15 protein-coding genes are annotated in these 17,707 nt (G+C 73.9%); 11 read left to right on the top strand and 4 right to left on the bottom strand.

Annotated elements, in window-relative coordinates; all coding sequences use genetic code 11:
- Positions 1-26: 26 nt before the first annotated feature.
- The gene (locus AB0412_RS19010; RefSeq protein ID WP_366403712.1) at positions 27-917 is read left to right on the top strand and encodes an NADP-dependent oxidoreductase; all 891 of its coding nucleotides are present in this window, start codon (positions 27-29) and stop codon (positions 915-917) included.
- 8 nt (positions 918-925) lie between these two features.
- Here AB0412_RS19010 and AB0412_RS19005 read toward each other — a convergent pair whose 3' ends face one another.
- From AB0412_RS19005 to AB0412_RS18995, 3 genes are read right to left on the bottom strand one after another with little or no spacing between them, the layout of a single operon-like run.
- Positions 926-1,360: a hypothetical protein gene (locus tag AB0412_RS19005; RefSeq protein ID WP_366403711.1), complete on the bottom strand. Its 435-nt coding sequence runs from the start codon at positions 1,358-1,360 to the stop codon at positions 926-928.
- Positions 1,332-2,576: a CHAT domain-containing protein gene (locus AB0412_RS19000; RefSeq protein ID WP_366403710.1), complete on the bottom strand. Its 1,245-nt coding sequence runs from the start codon at positions 2,574-2,576 to the stop codon at positions 1,332-1,334. The genes AB0412_RS19005 and AB0412_RS19000 overlap by 29 nt, the downstream gene beginning before the upstream one ends.
- 35 nt (positions 2,577-2,611) lie before the next feature.
- On the bottom strand, positions 2,612-5,302 hold the full coding sequence (locus tag AB0412_RS18995) for a hypothetical protein (RefSeq protein ID WP_366403709.1): 2,691 nt from the start codon (positions 5,300-5,302) through the stop codon (positions 2,612-2,614).
- Between the two features lie 201 nt (positions 5,303-5,503).
- Here AB0412_RS18995 and AB0412_RS18990 point away from each other — a divergent pair, with 201 nt between their 5' ends.
- The 10 genes from AB0412_RS18990 to AB0412_RS18945 all read left to right on the top strand — a co-directional run bounded on the left by AB0412_RS18990 (position 5,504) and on the right by AB0412_RS18945 (position 16,279).
- Positions 5,504-6,592 (top strand): LLM class flavin-dependent oxidoreductase, encoded by a 1,089-nt coding sequence (locus AB0412_RS18990; RefSeq protein ID WP_366403708.1) that lies wholly within the window; start codon positions 5,504-5,506, stop codon positions 6,590-6,592.
- Positions 6,589-7,221: an FMN reductase gene (locus AB0412_RS18985; protein ID WP_366403707.1), complete on the top strand. Its 633-nt coding sequence runs from the start codon at positions 6,589-6,591 to the stop codon at positions 7,219-7,221. Before AB0412_RS18990 ends, AB0412_RS18985 begins: the two co-directional genes overlap by 4 nt.
- 168 nt (positions 7,222-7,389) lie before the next feature.
- Positions 7,390-8,118, top strand: coding sequence for a response regulator transcription factor (locus AB0412_RS18980; protein WP_366403706.1), 729 nt, complete (start codon positions 7,390-7,392; stop codon positions 8,116-8,118).
- Between the two features lie 49 nt (positions 8,119-8,167).
- Entirely contained in the window at positions 8,168-9,562 is a 1,395-nt protein-coding gene (locus AB0412_RS18975; protein WP_366403764.1) for a HAMP domain-containing sensor histidine kinase, read from the top strand.
- A 327-nt stretch (positions 9,563-9,889) separates the two neighbouring features.
- A complete protein-coding gene (locus AB0412_RS18970; protein ID WP_366403705.1) occupies positions 9,890-11,185 on the top strand; it encodes an ArgE/DapE family deacylase in 1,296 nt (431 codons plus the stop codon).
- Positions 11,182-11,889, top strand: coding sequence for an AAA family ATPase (locus AB0412_RS18965; protein WP_366403704.1), 708 nt, complete (start codon positions 11,182-11,184; stop codon positions 11,887-11,889). Before AB0412_RS18970 ends, AB0412_RS18965 begins: the two co-directional genes overlap by 4 nt.
- A gap of 109 nt (positions 11,890-11,998) precedes the next feature.
- A complete protein-coding gene (locus tag AB0412_RS18960; protein WP_366403703.1) occupies positions 11,999-12,439 on the top strand; it encodes an SRPBCC domain-containing protein in 441 nt (146 codons plus the stop codon).
- Positions 12,440-12,814: 375 nt separating this feature from the next.
- Positions 12,815-14,563 (top strand): sigma-70 family RNA polymerase sigma factor, encoded by a 1,749-nt coding sequence (locus AB0412_RS18955; RefSeq protein ID WP_366403702.1) that lies wholly within the window; start codon positions 12,815-12,817, stop codon positions 14,561-14,563.
- A 151-nt stretch (positions 14,564-14,714) separates the two neighbouring features.
- Complete coding sequence (locus AB0412_RS18950; protein ID WP_366403701.1) at positions 14,715-15,422, top strand: hypothetical protein; 708 nt, start codon at positions 14,715-14,717, stop codon at positions 15,420-15,422.
- 203 nt (positions 15,423-15,625) lie between these two features.
- Positions 15,626-16,279 (top strand): sigma-70 family RNA polymerase sigma factor, encoded by a 654-nt coding sequence (locus tag AB0412_RS18945; protein ID WP_366403700.1) that lies wholly within the window; start codon positions 15,626-15,628, stop codon positions 16,277-16,279.
- A 26-nt stretch (positions 16,280-16,305) separates the two neighbouring features.
- On the opposite strand, the gene AB0412_RS18940 is transcribed toward AB0412_RS18945, so the two are convergent.
- Positions 16,306-17,538 (bottom strand): cation:proton antiporter, encoded by a 1,233-nt coding sequence (locus AB0412_RS18940; protein WP_366403699.1) that lies wholly within the window; start codon positions 17,536-17,538, stop codon positions 16,306-16,308.
- Positions 17,539-17,707 lie beyond the last annotated feature (169 nt).

Raw genomic sequence — 17,707 nt, 5'->3', positions numbered from 1 at the left:
CGGACCGGATTCAGGGAGTTCTTGCCATGCGTGCAGCAGTGGTGACGTCGTTCGGCGGGCCGGAGAACGTGCGGATCGTGGCGGCCGGGGTGCCGGAGCCCGGGGAGCGGGAGGTGCGGATCAAGGTCGCGGCGGCGGCGCTGAATCCGGTGGACGCGGCGGTGCGGGAGGGTGTCTTCGGCGGGGCCGGGGAGTCGATCGGGCTGGGCTGGGACGTCGCGGGGACCGTCGACGCGGCGGGTGCGGCGGCCGGCTGGAGCGCCGGCGAGGAGGTGGTGGCACTGCAGCACGGCATGATCAAGCCGCTGGGCACGCACGCGGAGTACGTGGTGGTGCCCGCGGACGCGGTGGCGCGGGCCCCGCGGACGGCCGACGCGGCGCACGCGGCCACGCTCCCGCTGAACGCGCTGACCGCGGCCCAGGCCCTCGACCTGCTGGACCCGGCACCGGGCTCGTCGCTGCTGGTCACCGGCGCGGCGGGCGCGGTCGGTGGTTACGCCGTCCAGCTCGCCGCCCTGCGCGGGGTGTCCGTCACCGGGCTCGCCCGGGAGGACGACGAGGAGTTCGTACGGTCGCTGGGCGCCGCGCGCTTCCTCAGCGGCGAGCCCGAGGCGGGCGGCTTCGACGCCGTGCTGGACGCGGCGGTCCTCGGTGAGCGTGCGCTGTCCTGGGCGCGGGACGGGGGCCGGTACGCCGGCGTCATCCCGTCGGCCGTCCCGGCGGCGGAGCGCGGGGTGCGGGTGGCCGCGGTGGAGGTGGAGGCCGACGGGTCCCGGCTGGCGGAGCTGGTCCGCCTGGTGGACGAGGGGTCGCTGACCCTGCGCGTCGCCGAGACGTACGCCCTGGCCGACGCGGTCAAGGCCCACGCCCGGCTCGCGGAGGGCGGGGTGCGGGGGCGGCTGGTGCTGCAGCCGTAGCTCGTGCCCTACGAGGAGCTCGTGCCCTGCGACGAGTTCGTGCCCTGCGAGGCCGGGTCCTGGCGGCGGGTGAAGGTGAACGTCAGGCCCGCCTGGCCGGAGAGTTCGCCTCCGGAGCCCAGCAGGGACACCGTGCCCTTCGCGCTGACCTCGGCGCTGAAGGACACCTCGTCGAGCTGGAACTCCCCGGCCTTCTGGGGCAGCGCGGCGAGCACGTCCCGCATCGTCGCGACGAAGTCGTGCAGGCGGGTCTGCAGTTCCGCGGCGGGGATCTCCGTCCTCGCCGCCCGCCATTCGGCCGGGCGTCGCAGGGACAGCCGGTCGGTGCGGCCCTGGTCGGTGTCCTCCAGGCCGAGGACGCTGATCGTGCCGGTGGGCTCCGGGGCGGTGGTGGCGGGCTCAGTGGTGGCGGGCTCAGTGGTGGTCTGCTCGGGCAGGGTCATGGGGCTGCTCCTCGGGGGCCGGGCGGATGTGCAGGTCGGGGTCGGCGTAGGCGGCGTAGCTCAGGCCGAGCGGGTTGGCCAGGGTGTGCAGGAGGTGCCGGCGGCTCTCCAGCAGCGCCCGGCCGAGGGGGAGGCGCCGGATGAGGAACCGCTCGTAGAGGGCCTGGGAGAAGGCCGCGGCGACGTCGTCGGGGATCTCGGTCTCGGTGCCGATGAACCCGCGGTTGCCGTTCATGAGGAAGAGGTACGGGAAGGACGGCGCGTCCTGGGCGCGCATCCGGCCCGAGCCGCACGCGTTCATCGTCACCAGCGGCAGCTCGAAGTCGCGCTCGTCGTGGCTGACGCCGAGGGCGACGAGGTCCGCGCCCAGGGTGCGCAGGGTGGTGCGCGAGTGGTGTCCGGCGCCGCTCAGCTCGATCTCCGCGGCGAGGGGGTCGTCGGAGCGGGTGTAGCAGTGGCAGGCGAAGTGCTGGAGCTGGTCGGGCAGGGCGCGGCGCTCGCCGTCGAGGAGGAGCCGCGGGTCGAAGATCTGCTCGGCGAGAGTGGGTCCGCCGTCCGCCGCGTGCGGGTACGGCCCCTCCAGGTCGACGTGGGCGTGTGCGGCCCCGGTGAACCAGGCGAGTTCCGCCATGGCCCCGTCGAGGTGCTCGTAGTAGAGGTAGCGGGCGGGGAGCCGGCCCTGCGGGCCGGTGCGCAGGGTGGTCGCTCCGGTGCCGCCGCGGACGGGTGCGGGGAGCATGGCGCGGCGTACGACGCAGGAGAAGCCCACGAGCGTGCCGCACGCGGTGATGAACGCCTCGCGGTTCTCGACGGGCGGCCCGGGGGCGATGCCGGACAGGGGCAGGAACTCCAGTGGCAGGAAGCTGTCCTTGGGGCCGACGCATTCGACGAGCGGCGGCGGCAGGGTGGGGTTGCGGGCGAACGGCACGGCCTGTCTCCAGAAGGTCTGGAGGTCCTTCAGCACGGTCTGCCGGGCGCCGAAGAGGATGAACAGCAGGGTCCGGCCGAGACCGTGCAGGCACTGGAAGACCCGGTCGAGGTCCTTGTCGTCCTCGACGGCGAGGGACGGCAGTTCGTCCTTGAGCCGGGTCAGCCCCAGGTCCAGCTCGTGGCGGACCCGGATGAGGGCGTCGCTGCCGACGAGGGTGACGGACAGGGGCGGTACGCCGGGCCGGCGGGCGGTGAAGTGGAGGGTGGTGGCCTCACTGGTCGTCATGACGCGTACGCAGACGTCGGGTTGGTGCGCCTGTCTCATCCGCCGTCCGTGTCCTCGCCCGGCGCTTGCGGGGTCTGCGGTGTTTCGCGGGGCGCTTCCGCCTCGATCTTGAGGGCGGCGACCTGGATCAGGCGGCCGGCCTGGTAGAGCTGGAACCACACCTCGTGGGTGCCGGGCTGGTCGGGCAGCCGGAAGCCGAACGGCGTCTGTACCTCGTGGGCGACGCTGAGGCTCTTGCGCTGGGGCAGCGGGGTGAGGGTGGAGCTGTCCACCATGGCGTCGAACGGCACGCTGGTGGCCTCCCGGCCGCCCTCGATGCGGATCGGCTCGTAGACGAAGAACTCCCTGCCCGCGTCGGCGGCGACGAGGGTGGCCGTGTTCTGGGCGCGCCGGTCGCGTACGACGGAGAGCATCAGGTTGATCCTGCTGCCCGCGGTGGCCTTGAGTGTGCCGTGCTCGGCGCGCGGGGGCGGTTCGGGGTTCTCCGTCCGTCGGTCCGGCTCGATGGCGAGGTAGCCGAGGAAGTTCGTCAGCGGCGGACCGGTCACCGTCTCCTCGATCGAGGTGCGGACGGCGTCGCCCATCTCCTGCCTCAGGCTCTGCCGCAGCTCGCTGAGCTGGTCCTTCAGGCGGTTACCGACCGGCTCGGCGGCGTTGCGGGCGATGTCCTGGGCGAGCCGGGACAGGTGCTCCTCCTGGAGCGTGACCCGGGTCGGGCTGTGCGGGGCCGGGGTGGCGTTGGCGTCGCGGAGGGCCGAGCGGACCTCCGCGCGGAGGTCTTCCCGGATGTCGCGGCGCAGCCGGTCCGGGTCCGCGGGGCCGGTGGCCGGCCTGGGGTCCGGTCCGCCGGCCGCGCCGTCGCGGCGCAGGGGCACGGGAGGGGAGCCGGGGAGGCGCTCACCGCTCAGGGCCGGCGCCAGCAGGATCATGCCGTCGGTGTCCTCGGGGAGTTCCAGCTGCATGGTGCGGGCGAGGTCGTAGCGCAGGACGTCGACCGCCTGCGCCCTGGCCGCGGTGGTCTCGACGAGTTGCCGGCGGGCCTGCGCCACGGCGAAGGCGGCCAGCAGCAGCGGCCCGGCGCCGGCGACGGCGGCGAGGAGCGCCGGATCGGTGAGGGCCGGGTCGGTGAGGGCGTCCGCCCGCCACAGGCCGGTGGCGGTGAGAGAGGCGATCACGGTCCAGACGGCCGCCGTGCACAGGGCGCTGGCGGCGATGAGCCGCCAGGTCAGCAGCCTGCGCTCCGGGCGGCGTACGCGACGCCTGACGGTGGGGGAGGCGACCAGTTCCACCCGGGGCCACATCACGTCGACGGCGAGGCCGGTGGTCCGCACGGCGTCCCGGTGGACGGCCGCGTGGGGCGCCGACAGCAGGGGATGGGCGAGCAGATGGCGGACGGTGGTGCCCATGCCGTGGGCCGGGATCAGACCGGCGTAGGGGCCCAGGCGCAGGTCGAATGCCTCGGGCCCGCGCTCCCGCATCTCGCGTTCTCGTAAGGCGCGCTCCCTCTCGTATCCGTAGGGGTCGCGTTCGTGCCTGTAGGGGTCGGGTCCGTACCTGTAGGGATCGTGTTCGTGTCTGTAGGGGTCGCGCTCCCTCTCGTACCGGTAGCGGTCCCTCTCGTACCTGTAGAGCCCGGAGTACCGGCTGCCGCCGTGGCGTTCGGATCCGGCCATCTCCTCGCGCAACTCGGCCACGTGGTGGGCGCCGTCACGCACCGCGCGCACCAGCTGCTCGACTCGGCGCGGTGAGGGCGCGGTGTCCAGCCAGCGCAGGGCGGCGGTCTGCAGGACGAGCAGGACGACGGCCGTCGCCACGAGCTCGCTGACTCCCCTCAGCACGACCGGCGCGGTGTCCCACGCGCGCCCTTCCCAGGCCGCCCCTACGACACTCCCCAGCGGCACGGCGAGGCCCGCGAGCTGCGCCCCCAGGGGACCCGCGTCCGACGTGCGTCCTCTCAGCCCCCACACGGCCCCGGTCACGGCGGCCGAGAACAGCAGGACGGCGACCAGGGCGATCAGCACCGGGCCGGGGGCGCTGATGTCCCCCCGGACGAAGGCGTCGATCACCACGCCGACGACGCCCGCCGCCGCGGCGGAGGCGAACACGAGGAAGTCGTCCTTCTCGGCCGGCGTCGCATACCGGTCGTCGAGCAGCCAGAACAGCGCCGCCAGCCCCACCAGCAAGGTGCCCGCCAGCCACGCCCACCAGAGTGGCCCCTGCGCGGCGGCGCGGACGGTGAGCCAGGCCCCGCACACCACGGTCACCCCGAAGGCGCCGCGGATGCGGAGGCCCTCGGACGGGGTGAATCCGCTGCCGTAGGCGGTGCTGATGGCGACGGCGCGCCAGGTCGCGAGGGCGACCAGGGCGAGGAGCAGCCCGCCCGCGACGGCCGGAGCGGCCACGGTGTCGCCGCGGGCGGCTCTCGCGGTGATCAGGAGCAGCTGGGCGAGCAGGGCCGTCGCGAGCAGTCCGTTGGCGCGCAGGCGCCGCGTTCTCGACTCGGCGGAGGCGGATGGTCCTGTCGGCTCGGTGCGGGCGACGGCCAGTGCCGTGAATCCCCAGGCCGCTGCGGCGAGCGCCAGCCACCAGCCGAGCCGGGCCAGGATCGTGAGGAGGTCGTGGCCCAGCGGCATCATGACGGCGGGGACAGCCGCCGCGGCCGTGGCGCACACGGAGACGGCCGCGGCGGTGATGCCGTTCCAGAGCCGCCTCGGGTCCTCTGCCATCACACCCCCGTCGATGCCCCGCCCGCCGTCCTGCCCAGTATTGCCACTCGCCGTGGCCGCCGCAGTACCTCTCGTGAAGTTCGCACGCCTGAGGAGTGGAGAACCGGAGAAGGTGCGGAGGAGCGGCGGCGGAATAGGGCCGCCGGGTCGCTGGTTCAACCCGTATAGTTGAACCGTCAACAACCTGGAGGGTGAGCGGCCATGCAGTTCGGGATCTTCAGCGTCGGGGATGTCACTCCCGACCCGACCACGGGGCGTACGCCGACCGAGCGGGAGCGGATCAAGGCCATGGTCGCGATCGCGCTGAAGGCCGAGGAGGTGGGCCTGGACGTGTTCGCCACCGGTGAGCACCACAACCCGCCGTTCGTGCCGTCCTCGCCGACGACCATGCTCGGCTACATCGCGGCGCGCACGGAGCGGCTGGTGCTGTCCACCGCCACCACCCTCATCACCACCAACGACCCGGTGAAGATCGCCGAGGACTTCGCGATGCTCCAGCACCTGGCCGACGGCCGGGTGGACCTGATGATGGGGCGCGGCAACACCGGCCCGGTGTACCCGTGGTTCGGCAAGGACATCCGCCAGGGCATCAACCTGGCCATCGAGAACTACGCCCTGCTGCACCGGCTGTGGCGCGAGGACGTCGTGAACTGGGAGGGCAAGTTCCGCACACCGTTGCAGGGCTTCACCTCCACGCCCCGCCCGCTGGACGGCGTACCGCCGTTCGTCTGGCACGGCTCCATCCGCTCGCCGGAGATCGCCGAGCAGGCCGCGTACTACGGCGACGGCTTCTTCCACAACAACATCTTCTGGCCGGCCGATCACACCAAGCGGATGATCGAGCTGTACCGCACCCGGTACGCCCACTACGGGCACGGCACCCCCGAGCAGGCGATCGTCGGCCTCGGCGGGCAGGTGTTCATGCGGAAGAACTCCCAGGACGCGGTGCGGGAGTTCCGGCCGTACTTCGATGTCGCGCCCGTCTACGGGCACGGGCCCTCGCTGGAGGAGTTCACCGAGCAGACGCCGCTGACCGTGGGCTCCCCGCAGCAGGTCATCGAGAAGACGCTGAGCTTCCGCGAGTACGCCGGTGACTACCAGCGCCAGCTGTTCCTGATGGACCACGCGGGGCTGCCGCTGAAGACCGTGCTGGAGCAGATCGACATGCTGGGCGAGGAGGTCGTGCCGGTGCTGCGCGAGGAGTTCGCCAAGGAGCGCCCCGCCGGGGTGCCGGACGCGCCGACCCACGCGTCGCTGCTGGCCGGTGCCAGGAAGGAGACCGTCGCATGAGGCTCGTCGTCGTGTCGGCCGGGCTGAGCGTGCCGTCGTCCACGCGGCTGCTCGGGGACCGGCTGGCCGCCGGGGTCACCGGGGCGGTCCCGGCCGAGGTGCGGGTGATCGAACTGCGTGACCTCGCCGTGGACATCGCGCACAACTTCACCAGCGGCTTCCCCGGGCGGGCGCTGGCCGAGGCCATGGACGCCGTGGCGGAGGCCGACGGGCTGATCGTCGTCACGCCGGTGTTCTCCGCGTCGTACAGCGGGCTGTTCAAGTCGTTCTTCGACGTGCTCGGCGTACGCGACCGGGACGCGCTGGCCGGGAAGCCGGTGCTGATCGCCGCGACCGGCGGCACGCCCCGGCACTCGCTGGTGCTGGAGCATGCCCTGCGGCCCCTCTTCGCCCACCTGCGCGCGGTCGTCGTCCCCACCGGTGTGTACGCCGCGTCCGAGGACTGGGGTGCCGAGGGTCTGGACGACCGGATCGAGCGTGCGGCTTCGGAACTGGCGGGGCTGATGGTCGCGATACCGGCACCACGCGCGGCTGGTGGCGCCGGGGAGACCGGAGAGGCCCGGGAGACCGGGGAGCTGACCGTGGTGCCCTTCGAGGAGCAGCTGGCGGCGCTGCGGCCGGCCGGGTGAGGGCCCTGACCCTCCGGGCGGCTGTGGGCGGCTGCGGGTCGCCCGTGGTCGCTCGCGCAGTTCTCGCCGTGGACCTACCGCCGGGCCGCCGGTGAGAGGGCGGTAAGAAGGGGGGCGCCCGTCCTCGGCCCGGCAGCCCCCGACGGGGACGCTTGGCAGACTGGGGGCGTGCCGCACACCGTTCTGCTCGCCGAAGACGACCGCGCCATCCGCAACGCCCTGGAGCGCGCCCTGACGCTCGAGGGCTACGAGGTCACGGCCGTCGCCGACGGGGTGGAGGCGCTGGCGCAGGCCCACCGCAGCAGGCCCGACGTGCTCGTGCTGGACGTGATGATGCCCGGCATCGACGGGCTCCAGGTGTGCCGGGTGCTGCGCGCGGAGGGCGACCGCACGCCCGTGCTGATGCTGACGGCGCTGGTGGAGACCGCCGACCGGATCGCCGGCCTGGACGCCGGCGCCGACGACTACGTGGTCAAGCCGTTCGACGTGGAGGAGGTCTTCGCCCGGCTGCGCGCCCTGCTGCGCCGGGCCGCCCCCGCCCCGGAGCCCGACGGCGGTCCGACCGCCGAGCAGCCGCCGAAGCCGCAGCCCCCTGGCCGCTTCGTGGAAGCCGCCGGGCTGCGCATGGACCCGCAGGCCCGGCGCGCCTGGCGGGGCGAGCGGGAGCTGGAGCTGACCCGCACCGAGTTCGAGCTGCTGGAGCTGCTGCTGCGCAACGCGGGCGTCGTCCTGGACCACGCCACCATCTACGACCGCATCTGGGGCTACGACTTCGGCCCCGGCTCGAAGAACCTCGCCGTCTACGTCGGCTATCTGCGCCGCAAGCTCGACCAGCCCGGCGCACCGCAGCTGATCCACACGGTGCGCGGGGTGGGCTACGTGCTGCGGGAGGACTGAGGTGGCGGCGGCTGCGGGCGGCGCGGGCCGCACGCGCGGGCGCCGGCGGATGCGGCTGCTGTCGCTGGGGACGACCTTCGCCGTGGCGTTCGCGACGGTGACCGCCACCGTCACCATGCTGGTCGGCCTCCTCTCCTACAGCGCCGCCGCGCGGCTGGTGCGGGTGGACCAGCAGTCCGTGTTCGACGAGGTCGTGCAGGACCTGCGGCAGGAGGTGCGGGAGAACCGGATGACGCCCGTGGACTTCTCCTCCACCGCCCCCGGTCACGACCTGGTGCGGCCCGCGCGGACGGACGTCCAGGTGCTCGGGCCCGACGGCAGCGTCTTCGACCCGGGCAGCCCCGGCCTGCCGGTCGTCGCCGCCGACCGCCGGGTCGCCGCCGCGGACACGGCCGGGCAGGTGGTCACGCACGCGGACGTCGACGTCGGCGACGACGTCTACCGGGTCGCGACGGTCGCGCTGGGCGGCAGCCGGGGCGCGGTGCAGGTCGCGCAGGAGTTCAGCGACACCGAGGATCTGCTGCGGGCGCTGCAACGGCGCACCCTCGTCCTCATGGCGGCGGTGGTCGTCGGGGCCGGGCTGTTCGGCTGGTGGCTGGCCCGTCGGATCACGCGTCGGCTGGTCGTCCTGACCGACGCCGCCGAGGACGTCGCCCGCACCCGCCGGCTCGGCGTCCAGGTGCCGGTCACCGGCCACGACGAGGTGGGGCGGCTCGGCCGTGCCTTCGACCGGATGCTCGGCCGGCTCGCCCAGTCGGAGGAGGACCAGCGCCGCCTGGTCCAGGACGCGGGCCACGAGCTGCGCACCCCGCTCACCTCCCTGCGCACCAACATCTCGCTGCTGCGCCGCATCGACGAACTGCCGCCCGGCACCCGTGAGGAACTCGTCGCCGACCTCACCCAGGAGGCGCGTGAACTGACCGACCTGGTGAACGAGTTGGTCGACCTCGCGGCCGGCCAGTCCGACAGCGAGCCGCCGCAGCGCCTGGACCTCGCCGACATCGCCGAGGACGTCGCCGGACGGGCCCGGCGCCGCAGCGGGCGGGAGATCCTGGTGCGGGCGAGCGGCGACACGTCGACCGAGGGACGGCCCGGGCTGCTGACGCGGGCGCTGTCCAACCTGGTCGAGAACGCGGTCAAGTTCGACCGGGACGGCAGGGGGCCGGTGGAGATCGCCGTCGCCGGTCCCGCCCGGCCGGGCCCGGTACGGGTGGAGGTACTGGACCGGGGTCCCGGCATCGACGAGGAGGACCTGCTCCGCGTCTTCGACCGCTTCTACCGCGCCCCCGCCGCCCGCTCCCTGCCCGGTTCGGGCCTCGGCCTGTCCATCGTCCGCGAGGTGGCTCTGGCGCACGGCGGAGCCCCGTACGCCGTCCGGCGGGAGGGCGGCGGAACGGCGATCGGCTTCACGGTGGCGGGCGTGGCCGCACGACGGGAGGGCTGAGCCCCGGAGGGCTGAGTGCCGCAGGGCTGAGCGCCGCAGGGCTGAGCGCCGCAGGACCGCGCCGCCGAGGAGCGGGGCCGCGGAGGGGACCCCGCCGGAGGCGGGCCGCACGGCTCGGTGTCCGCCCATGTGTACTCCGGTCCGCCGCCGGACCTGCCGGTCCTCCCGAGCCGGTGGTGGCCGGGCGGCGTACGCCAGTCGCGGGCCGGGGCCTCCGCCGCGCGCGGCACACGGGAAGTTGCCGTCGTGGTCTCGCGTATCCGGTTGTCGACGTGAGCATGTAAAGGTCGGGGCCGCGTGGGCCGGTCCTCGGGGAGGGACGGGAGCGTGCTGAGTGATGCGGAGGCCGCCGCGCTGGCGGCGATCGACGAGGAGGCCCTGGGGCGGACGCTGCTGGAGCTGATCGCGGTGCCGAGTGTCACCGGGAGCGCCGCCGAGTCGGAGCTTCAGCACCGGCTGGCCGCGCGGCTGGAGCGGCTCGGGCTGGACGTCGACCTGTGGTCCATGGACGTGCCCGCGCTGCGCGCCCACCCGGACTTCCCGGGCCTGGAGGCACCCCGGGAGGAGGCGTGGGGCCTGGTCGGCACCACCCCCGACGGTGGCGACGGGCCCACCTTGATCCTCCAGGGCCACGTCGACGTCGTACCGCCCGGGGACCTCGCGGCCTGGGAGGGCGACCCGTTCGTGCCCCGGGTGACCGGGGACGTGGTGCACGGGCGCGGTGCCTGCGACATGAAGGCCGGTCTGGCGGCGCACCTCGCCGCGCTCACCGCGATCCGGGCGGCCGGGATACGGCTGCGCGGCCAGGTCGCCGCGCACTTCGTCGTCGGGGAGGAGGACGGCGGGATCGGCGCGTTCGGCACCCTGCGGCGCGGGCACCGGGGCGACGCCTGTGTCATCGCGGAGCCCACCGCCCGCACCCTGATCACCGCCAACGCGGGCGCGCTGACGTTCCGCATCGCCGTGCCCGGCAAGGCGGCGCACGGCAGCGCGCGGGAGCAGGGGGTGAGCGCGATCGACGCCTATCTGCCGTTGCACCGGGCGCTGGCCGCCCTGGAGACCGAGCGGAACCGTGACCCGTCGCCGCTGCTCGCGGAGTACCCGATCCCGTACGGCCTGTCGGTGGGGACCCTGCGCGCCGGGGACTGGGCGAGCAGCGTGCCGGACCTGCTGGTCGCGGAGGGCAGACTCGGCGTGCGGATCGGCGAGGACCCGGCCGACGCCCGCGCCGACCTGGAGCGGTGCGTGGCCGAGGCGTGCGCCGCCGACCCGTGGCTGCGTGCCCACCCGGCCACGGTGACCTGGCCGGGCGGGCAGTTCGCGAGCGGCCGGCTGCCCGCGGGGCACCCGCTGGCGGACGTGGTGGGGGCCGCGTACGCCGACGCGACGGGCGGCACCCGCGGCCGGCCACGGCAGCGCGGCGCGACGTACGGCAGCGACCTGCGGCTCTACGCCGGCGCCGGGATCCCGGCCCTCCAGTACGGCCCCGGTGACATCGCGGTGGCCCACAGCGAGCGCGAGCACGTGTCCTTGCGGGAGGTGGCGGAGGCGGCGCGGACGCTGGTGCTGACGGTGTTGCGGACGGTCGGCACGACGGAGCGCTGTGGGAAACTCGGCGCGTGATCATCGAACGGGCGTACGCGCATGTGGAGGCGTACGACGAGGGGGAGTGGCCCTGGTCGGTCCCCTGCGTACGCGGACTCCTGCGCCACGGGCTGCGTTTCACCGCCCCGGTGACCTTCCTCGTCGGTGAGAACGGCTCGGGGAAGTCGACGCTCGTCGAGGCGCTGGCGGAGGGCTTCGGCCTGGACTCCTGGGGCGGCTCGCACGAATGGCGTTACGCGAGCCATCGCGCCAAGTCGGTGCTCGGCGAGCGGATCCGCTTCGACGCGGCGCCCCGCGGGCGCCGGATGCTCGGCTCCTGGTCCGCCCGCCAGGGGTTCTTCCTGCGCGCCGAGACCGCGCTCGACGCCCTCGACCGTGAGGGCCTCGCCCCCGACGCGCGCAGTCACGGCGAGGGGTTCCTCGCCGCGTTCCGCGACAAGTTCCTGCACCCCGGCCTCTACGTCCTGGACGAGCCCGAGGCGGCCCTGTCCTTCACCTCCTGCCTGGAACTCCTCGGACACATCGACGCGTTGACCCGCTCCGGTGCCCAGATCATCTGCGCCACCCACTCCCCGCTGCTCACCGCGCTCCCCGGCGCGGACATCCTGGAGGTCGGCGACCACGGCATACGCCGCACGGCCTGGCGGGACCTGGCCCTGGTCGACCACTGGCGCCGCTACCTCGCCGACCCGCGGGCCTATCTGCGGCACGTACTGGACTGAGGCGGCCTCGGCGCGGACCGATGACTTTCGGCGTGCGCGGGTGTCTGACCGTACGTACCGCAGACGCCCGGCCGAAGCCGGGACCGGCCCACACCCGAGGAGACACGACATGAGCACCGAGCAGACCACCGCGGCGGACGGCTTCTCCTACACCCTGGCCCGCACCCTGGACGCCCCCGCGGCGCAGGTCTGGCGCGCCTGGACCACCCCCGAGCAGTACGCCCGGTGGGCCTACTGCGCCCCCGGCTCCGTCGAGATGGACGTGCGCCCGGGCGGCGCATGGAAGGCCACCGTGGTCACCCCCGACGGCGGCGAGTTCCCGATGACCGGCACCTACGCCGAGGTCGCCGAGAACCGCCGCCTGACCATCGCGATGGACGTACCCGGCAAGCCCGAGCCCGAGAAGATGACCGTGGAACTCGCCCCCGAGGCCGACGACCGCACCCGCCTCGTGGTCCACCAGACCTGCGGCACCGCCGAGGAACGCGACATGGCGGAACAGGGCAGCACGATGCTGCTGGACAGCCTGACGGCGTTCCTGAAGGCCTGAGCCCACGGACCTGCCCGTGCCGGGGTGCGAAGTGTCTTCTTCATCGCTCTCTGACCAAGGGTCGAACTCGGTCCATGCAGCTGCTTCAGCACGGCAGCTCGAACAGGACCAAGCCCACCTGGGCGCCGCCGAAGCCGGGCGGCTCCGGTTCCCGCACCTCCCCGTCCGGGAGTTAGTGCCCGGCAGCGCCCTTCGAGGACCGCACTCCGAACGAACGGGGTGCGGTCCTCCGTATCTCTTGAGCGGGATCCCTTCAACGGGATCTCTTGAAGGGGCCGAGCGCTTTTTGTTATCCCCTCCTGGGCAGCGGCTCTCCTCTTGTGCAGGGCAGGACAGTCCCGGACCGAGAAGGACCGAGAAGGAGAGTGGACGAGCATGGCAGCGAGCGGGGAGATGGGCGCGGCGGTCGTCGAGGCGGCGCGGCGCGGTGACCAGCGGGCCCAGGACCAACTCGTCGCCGGCTGTCTGCCGCTGGTCTACAACATCGTGGGCCGGGCGCTGAACGGCCACCCGGACGTCGACGACGTGGTGCAGGAGACCATGCTGCGCGCCCTGCGCTCGCTCGGCTCGCTCGACGACCCCGCCCGGTTCCGGTCCTGGCTGGTGGCCATCACCATGAACCAGATACGCCACCACTGGCGCGACCACCGTTCCACGCCCGCCAGTTCGGGGCTGCACGACGCGTACGACGTCGCCGACCCGGGCGCCGACTTCGTGGACCTCACGATCACGCGGCTCGGGCTGGAGGGCCAGCGCCGCGAACTGGCCGAGGCCACCCGCTGGCTGGACCCCGACGACCAGGCGCTGCTGTCGCTGTGGTGGCTGGAGGCGGTGGGCGAGCTGACCCGGGCGGAGGTGGCGGCGGCGCTGGAGCTGTCACCGCAGCACACGGCGGTGCGCGTGCAGCGGATGAAGGCGCAGCTGGAGACCGCCCGGCTGGTGGTACGGTCCCTGTCCGCCCAGCCGCGCTGCGTCCTGCTGGACGACGTCACCTCGATCTGGGACGGCACCCCGTCCGCCCTGTGGCGCAAGCGCATCGCCCGCCACGCCCGCGCCTGCACGCACTGTTCCGGCTTCCAGTCGGGCCTGGCCCCGGCGGAGGGCCTGCTGGTGGGTCTGGGGCTGGTGCCGGTCGCCGGTCTCCTCGGCGGGACCCTGGCCGGCTTCGCCGGCGGGGCGACGGACGCGGCGCCGGTGGCGTACGCGCAGGACACCGGGGCGACCGAGCTGATACCGGGGCTGACGGAGACCGCTGAACCGGCGATGCCGGACGCGGGGGCGGCGTACGGGGACGCAGGCCGCGATGCGTCCGACGCGGGTGCGGCGTACGGGGACGGTGTCTCCGGAATGCCGACCGCCGAGATCGCCGCCGTCAACGGCCCTCGCTCCAGTCGCCGTGCGCTGACCCGGCGGCGCAAACGGCGGAGCCGGGCCGTCGCGGCCGTTGCCGCCGCGCTGCTCGTCACCGGCGGGACCATATCCGGCATCGTGATCCTCACCCCGGACGGCGAGGGCGAGACCGTGCAATCGGCGTCCGAGGGGCGGGAGGTGTCCGCCCCGTCCGACGCCGTCACGCGTACGCCCTCCGTCTCCCCCTCCCCCTCGGCCACCCCATCCCGCACACCGTCGGCCTCGGCCTCTCCGAGTGCCCGTAAGTCGCCGAAGAAGACGCCCACCACACGCCCCGCCCAGCCCGAACGCACCGAGCCGAAGCCGCAGCGGAAGCCGCCGTCCGCCCCGCAGGCCGCTCCCGCCGGTACGCCCGCCGCACAGGTCCTGGCGCTCACCAACGCCGAGCGCAGCAAGGCAGGTTGCGGGCCGGTGACCGCCGACGACCGCCTGGCCAGGGCGGCTCAGCTGCACAGCGAGGACATGTCGGCCAACGACTACTTCGACCACACCAGCCAGGACGGCCGTTCCTTCGCCGACCGGGCCAAGGCGCAGGGCTATCAGAGCCCCGGCGCCGAGAACATAGCCCGCGGCCAGAGCTCCGCCGCGTCCGTCATGGACGCCTGGATGAACTCGCCCGGCCACCGCGCGAACATCCTCAACTGCGACCTCAGGACGATGGGCGTCGGCGTCACCACGAACGACTGGACCTGGACCCAGGTGTTCGGCTTCTGACGGCTTCTGACCGCCCCGCCTGGCCCGAACTCCGTCCCGTTTCCCGGTCTTTACTGTGACGTGAATCACCGGGAGAGTGCTGAGTGCCGGGCGGGGGACGTTCTCGTACCCCCTCATGAGGGCGGGGCCAGGGATGCGAGGATGAGCCGCCATGAGTCCTGGGTGGGGTTTGCGCACCGCACGCGCCGCGGTGTTCGCGGCCGTCTGCGTGCTGCTCGCCACCCTGGGGCACGTCCTGATGTCGGGCACGGCCGTCCCCTGGTGGGCGCTGGGCGCGGCAACCGTGGCGACCGGCGGCGCGGCATGGTGCCTGGGCGCCAGGGAACGCGGACTTCTCCTCGTCTCCTCCGCCGTGGTGACGGCACAGACGGCCCTGCACCTGTGGTTCTCGTACGCGCAGGAACTGGCGCCGACGCCGGTGCCCACGGGCGGCACGGGTGACGGCACCCCCGCGGCGGGCCACGTCCAACACGGGGCGCACATGGGCCATGCCGCGCACTCGATGACCCACACCGGCTCCGTCACGGAGCCGATGGCGGGCGCCGGCGCGGAGCACACCATGGCCGGGATGTCCTCGACGGGCATGCTCGCCGCCCACCTGCTGGCCGCGCTGCTGTGCGGGCTGTGGCTCGCCCACGGCGAACGCGCGGCCTTCCGCATCCTGCGGGCCGTCGCCGGCCGGCTGGCCGCCCCGCTGCGGCTGCTCCTCGCCCTGCCCGCACCGCCGCACCGCCCGCGCATCCGCGCCCGCCGCAGCCGCACGGCCCGCACACCGCGCCGGCTGCTCCTTGCCCACGCCCTCACTTCCCGGGGCCCGCCCGCGGGAACCGCTGCTCTGCGAGCCCTCCGAGCTCTCTGAGACAGCCGGTTCCCCGGCCCGTCCGAGCGCCCCGCGCCCCGGACGCGGCTCGGGCAACGGGTGGACGCCGCCGTACGCGCGTACGCCCGCACCCCCACGTCAACACCGGATCCGCCGCGTCCTGCGCGGCCCGTTCCGCCTGCGCGGCGCCCGTCTCACGGGACGCGCACGCCGGAGGTCCGGACTCCCGAGAAGGACACCAGGTGATCACTCCTGCCCTGTCTGCCGCCCCCGCGAGAACGCGTGACCGCAAGAGGCCCGGCGAGAAGTGCCGTGACGACCGGACATCCGCCGACGAGTCGATAACAGCGCTGGCGCTCGCCGCCCGCGCCGGTGACCCCGAGGCCATCGAGAAGTTCGTGCGCGCCCTGCACCGCGACGTCCGCCACTACGTCACCTACCTCAGCGCCGACCCGCAGGCCGCCGACGACCTGGCCCAGGACACCTTCCTGCGGGCCCTGAGCAGCCTGCACCGCTTCGAGGGCCGTTCCTCGGCCCGCACCTGGCTGCTGGCCATCGCCCGCCGCGCGGTGATCGACAGCTACCGCCGCACCACCGCACGGCCGCGCCTCGCCGACACCGACGACTGGCAGACCGCGGCCGAGTTCACGCAGCCACGGGGCGTGCCCGGCTTCGACGACGGCATCGCCCTCGCCGAACTGCTCGAGTCGCTGCCCGACGAACGTCGCGAGGCGTTCGTGCTCACCCAGCTCCTCGGCCTGCCCTACGCGGAGGCGGCCGAGCTCAGCGACTGCCCGGTCGGCACCCTCCGCTCCCGCGTCGCCCGCGCACGCTCCTCCCTGATCAAGTCCCTGGACGACGCCGAGCGAGCCGAACCGCTGGGCGCCGGGGCCTGAGGCGGGTCACGTCCCAGGTCACCCCGTCACCAGCTCTCGGAGTCGTCCACCGCCTCCGGGGCGGGCCGGGCCCGTGCCGCCCGGCCCGCCCCGCGGTCCGCCGACCGCAGACGCGCCGCCAGCAGCGGCAGCACGAGGACGGAGATCATCGCGGCGCCCACCAGCGACGCGGCCTCCTCGGACGCGAGGAGCTCCTGGTCCACTCCGATGGTGGTGATCGCGACGACGAGTGGCAGGCACGTCGAGGCGAACAGGGCCAGGGCGGTACGGTCCCGGCTGCCCAGGTCCTTCGGCGCGAGCGCGAACACCGGCCCGCCCCGCACCAGCAGGACCAGCAGCAGGAAGACCGGCACCAGCAGCAGCGCCACCGGGTCGTGGATCAGCGCGTCCAGATCGAACTCGATGCCGGTGACGACGTAGAACAACGGCACCAGGAAGCCGAAGCCCATGGCCTCCACCTTGCCCAGCACCTCCCCGCTCGCCGCGGGCGCGGCCCGGTGCAGGATGATCCGGGTGAGAACGCCGGCGGCGAACGCGCCGAGCAGCACATCGAGGCCGAAGACCTCGGCGAGGCCCAGCATGCAGGCCAGCAGCAGCATCACGAACCGGACCGCGAACTGGGCGCTGCTGTGCAGGGTCCGCTCGGCCAGCCGGCCGAACCAGGGCGGCCGGGGCCGCAGCGCCCACAGTACGGCGACGGCGGTGATCACCCCGAACCCGGCCAGCAGCGCCGCCGACTCGGCCGGCCGCCGCCCGCTGAGCAGCAGCGCCACGGCGACGACGGGACCGAACTCCCCGACCGCGCCGAACGCGGACATCACCGTCCCGAAGCGCCCCTTCAGCTCGCCGCTGTCCCGCAGCATCGGCAGGACCGTGCCGAGCGCCGTACTGGTCAGCGCGGTGCCGATCACGAACGCCTCGAACACGTCCCCGCCGCTGACCAGGAACGCCAGCCCGATGCCCAGACCGAGCGAGACCAGCCACGACCACAGCGAGCGGCGCAGCGTGTCCCCGCGCACCGCCGCGAACTCGATCTCGTAACCGGCCAGGAAGATCAGCATGGACAGCCCGAGATCGGCGAGCGCGTCGGTCACCTCGTCGGTGTGCGCCCACCCGAGCACGTCCGGCCCGATGAGGATCCCCAGCGCGATCTCGAAGATGACCAGCGGAACCCGCACCCGCCGCCCCACGGCGAACACCAGCAGCGGGGCGAGCACGGCCGCACCCGTGATCAGCACAAGGGTGCCCGGATGAGTCATGACCCGATCCGGGGCATCGGCATCTCCCTCGCAGCGGACACACGAAGGCCGGCGAGGCGACCCACCGCGTCAGCCACGTCGGCCTGCCGCCACCCCGCGGCCCGCCACCACTCTCACCCACCCGCCCGGGCCCGGACTACCGGACCAGGGCCGTCGGAGGGACGTGCGG

The sequence above is a fragment of the Streptomyces sp. NPDC052012 genome, from assembly GCF_040689265.1.
Classification (GTDB): Bacteria; Actinomycetota; Actinomycetes; order Streptomycetales; family Streptomycetaceae; genus Streptomyces.
The sequence above is the reverse complement of the archived record's forward strand: the minus strand, read 5'-3'. Positions and strand labels throughout refer to the sequence as shown.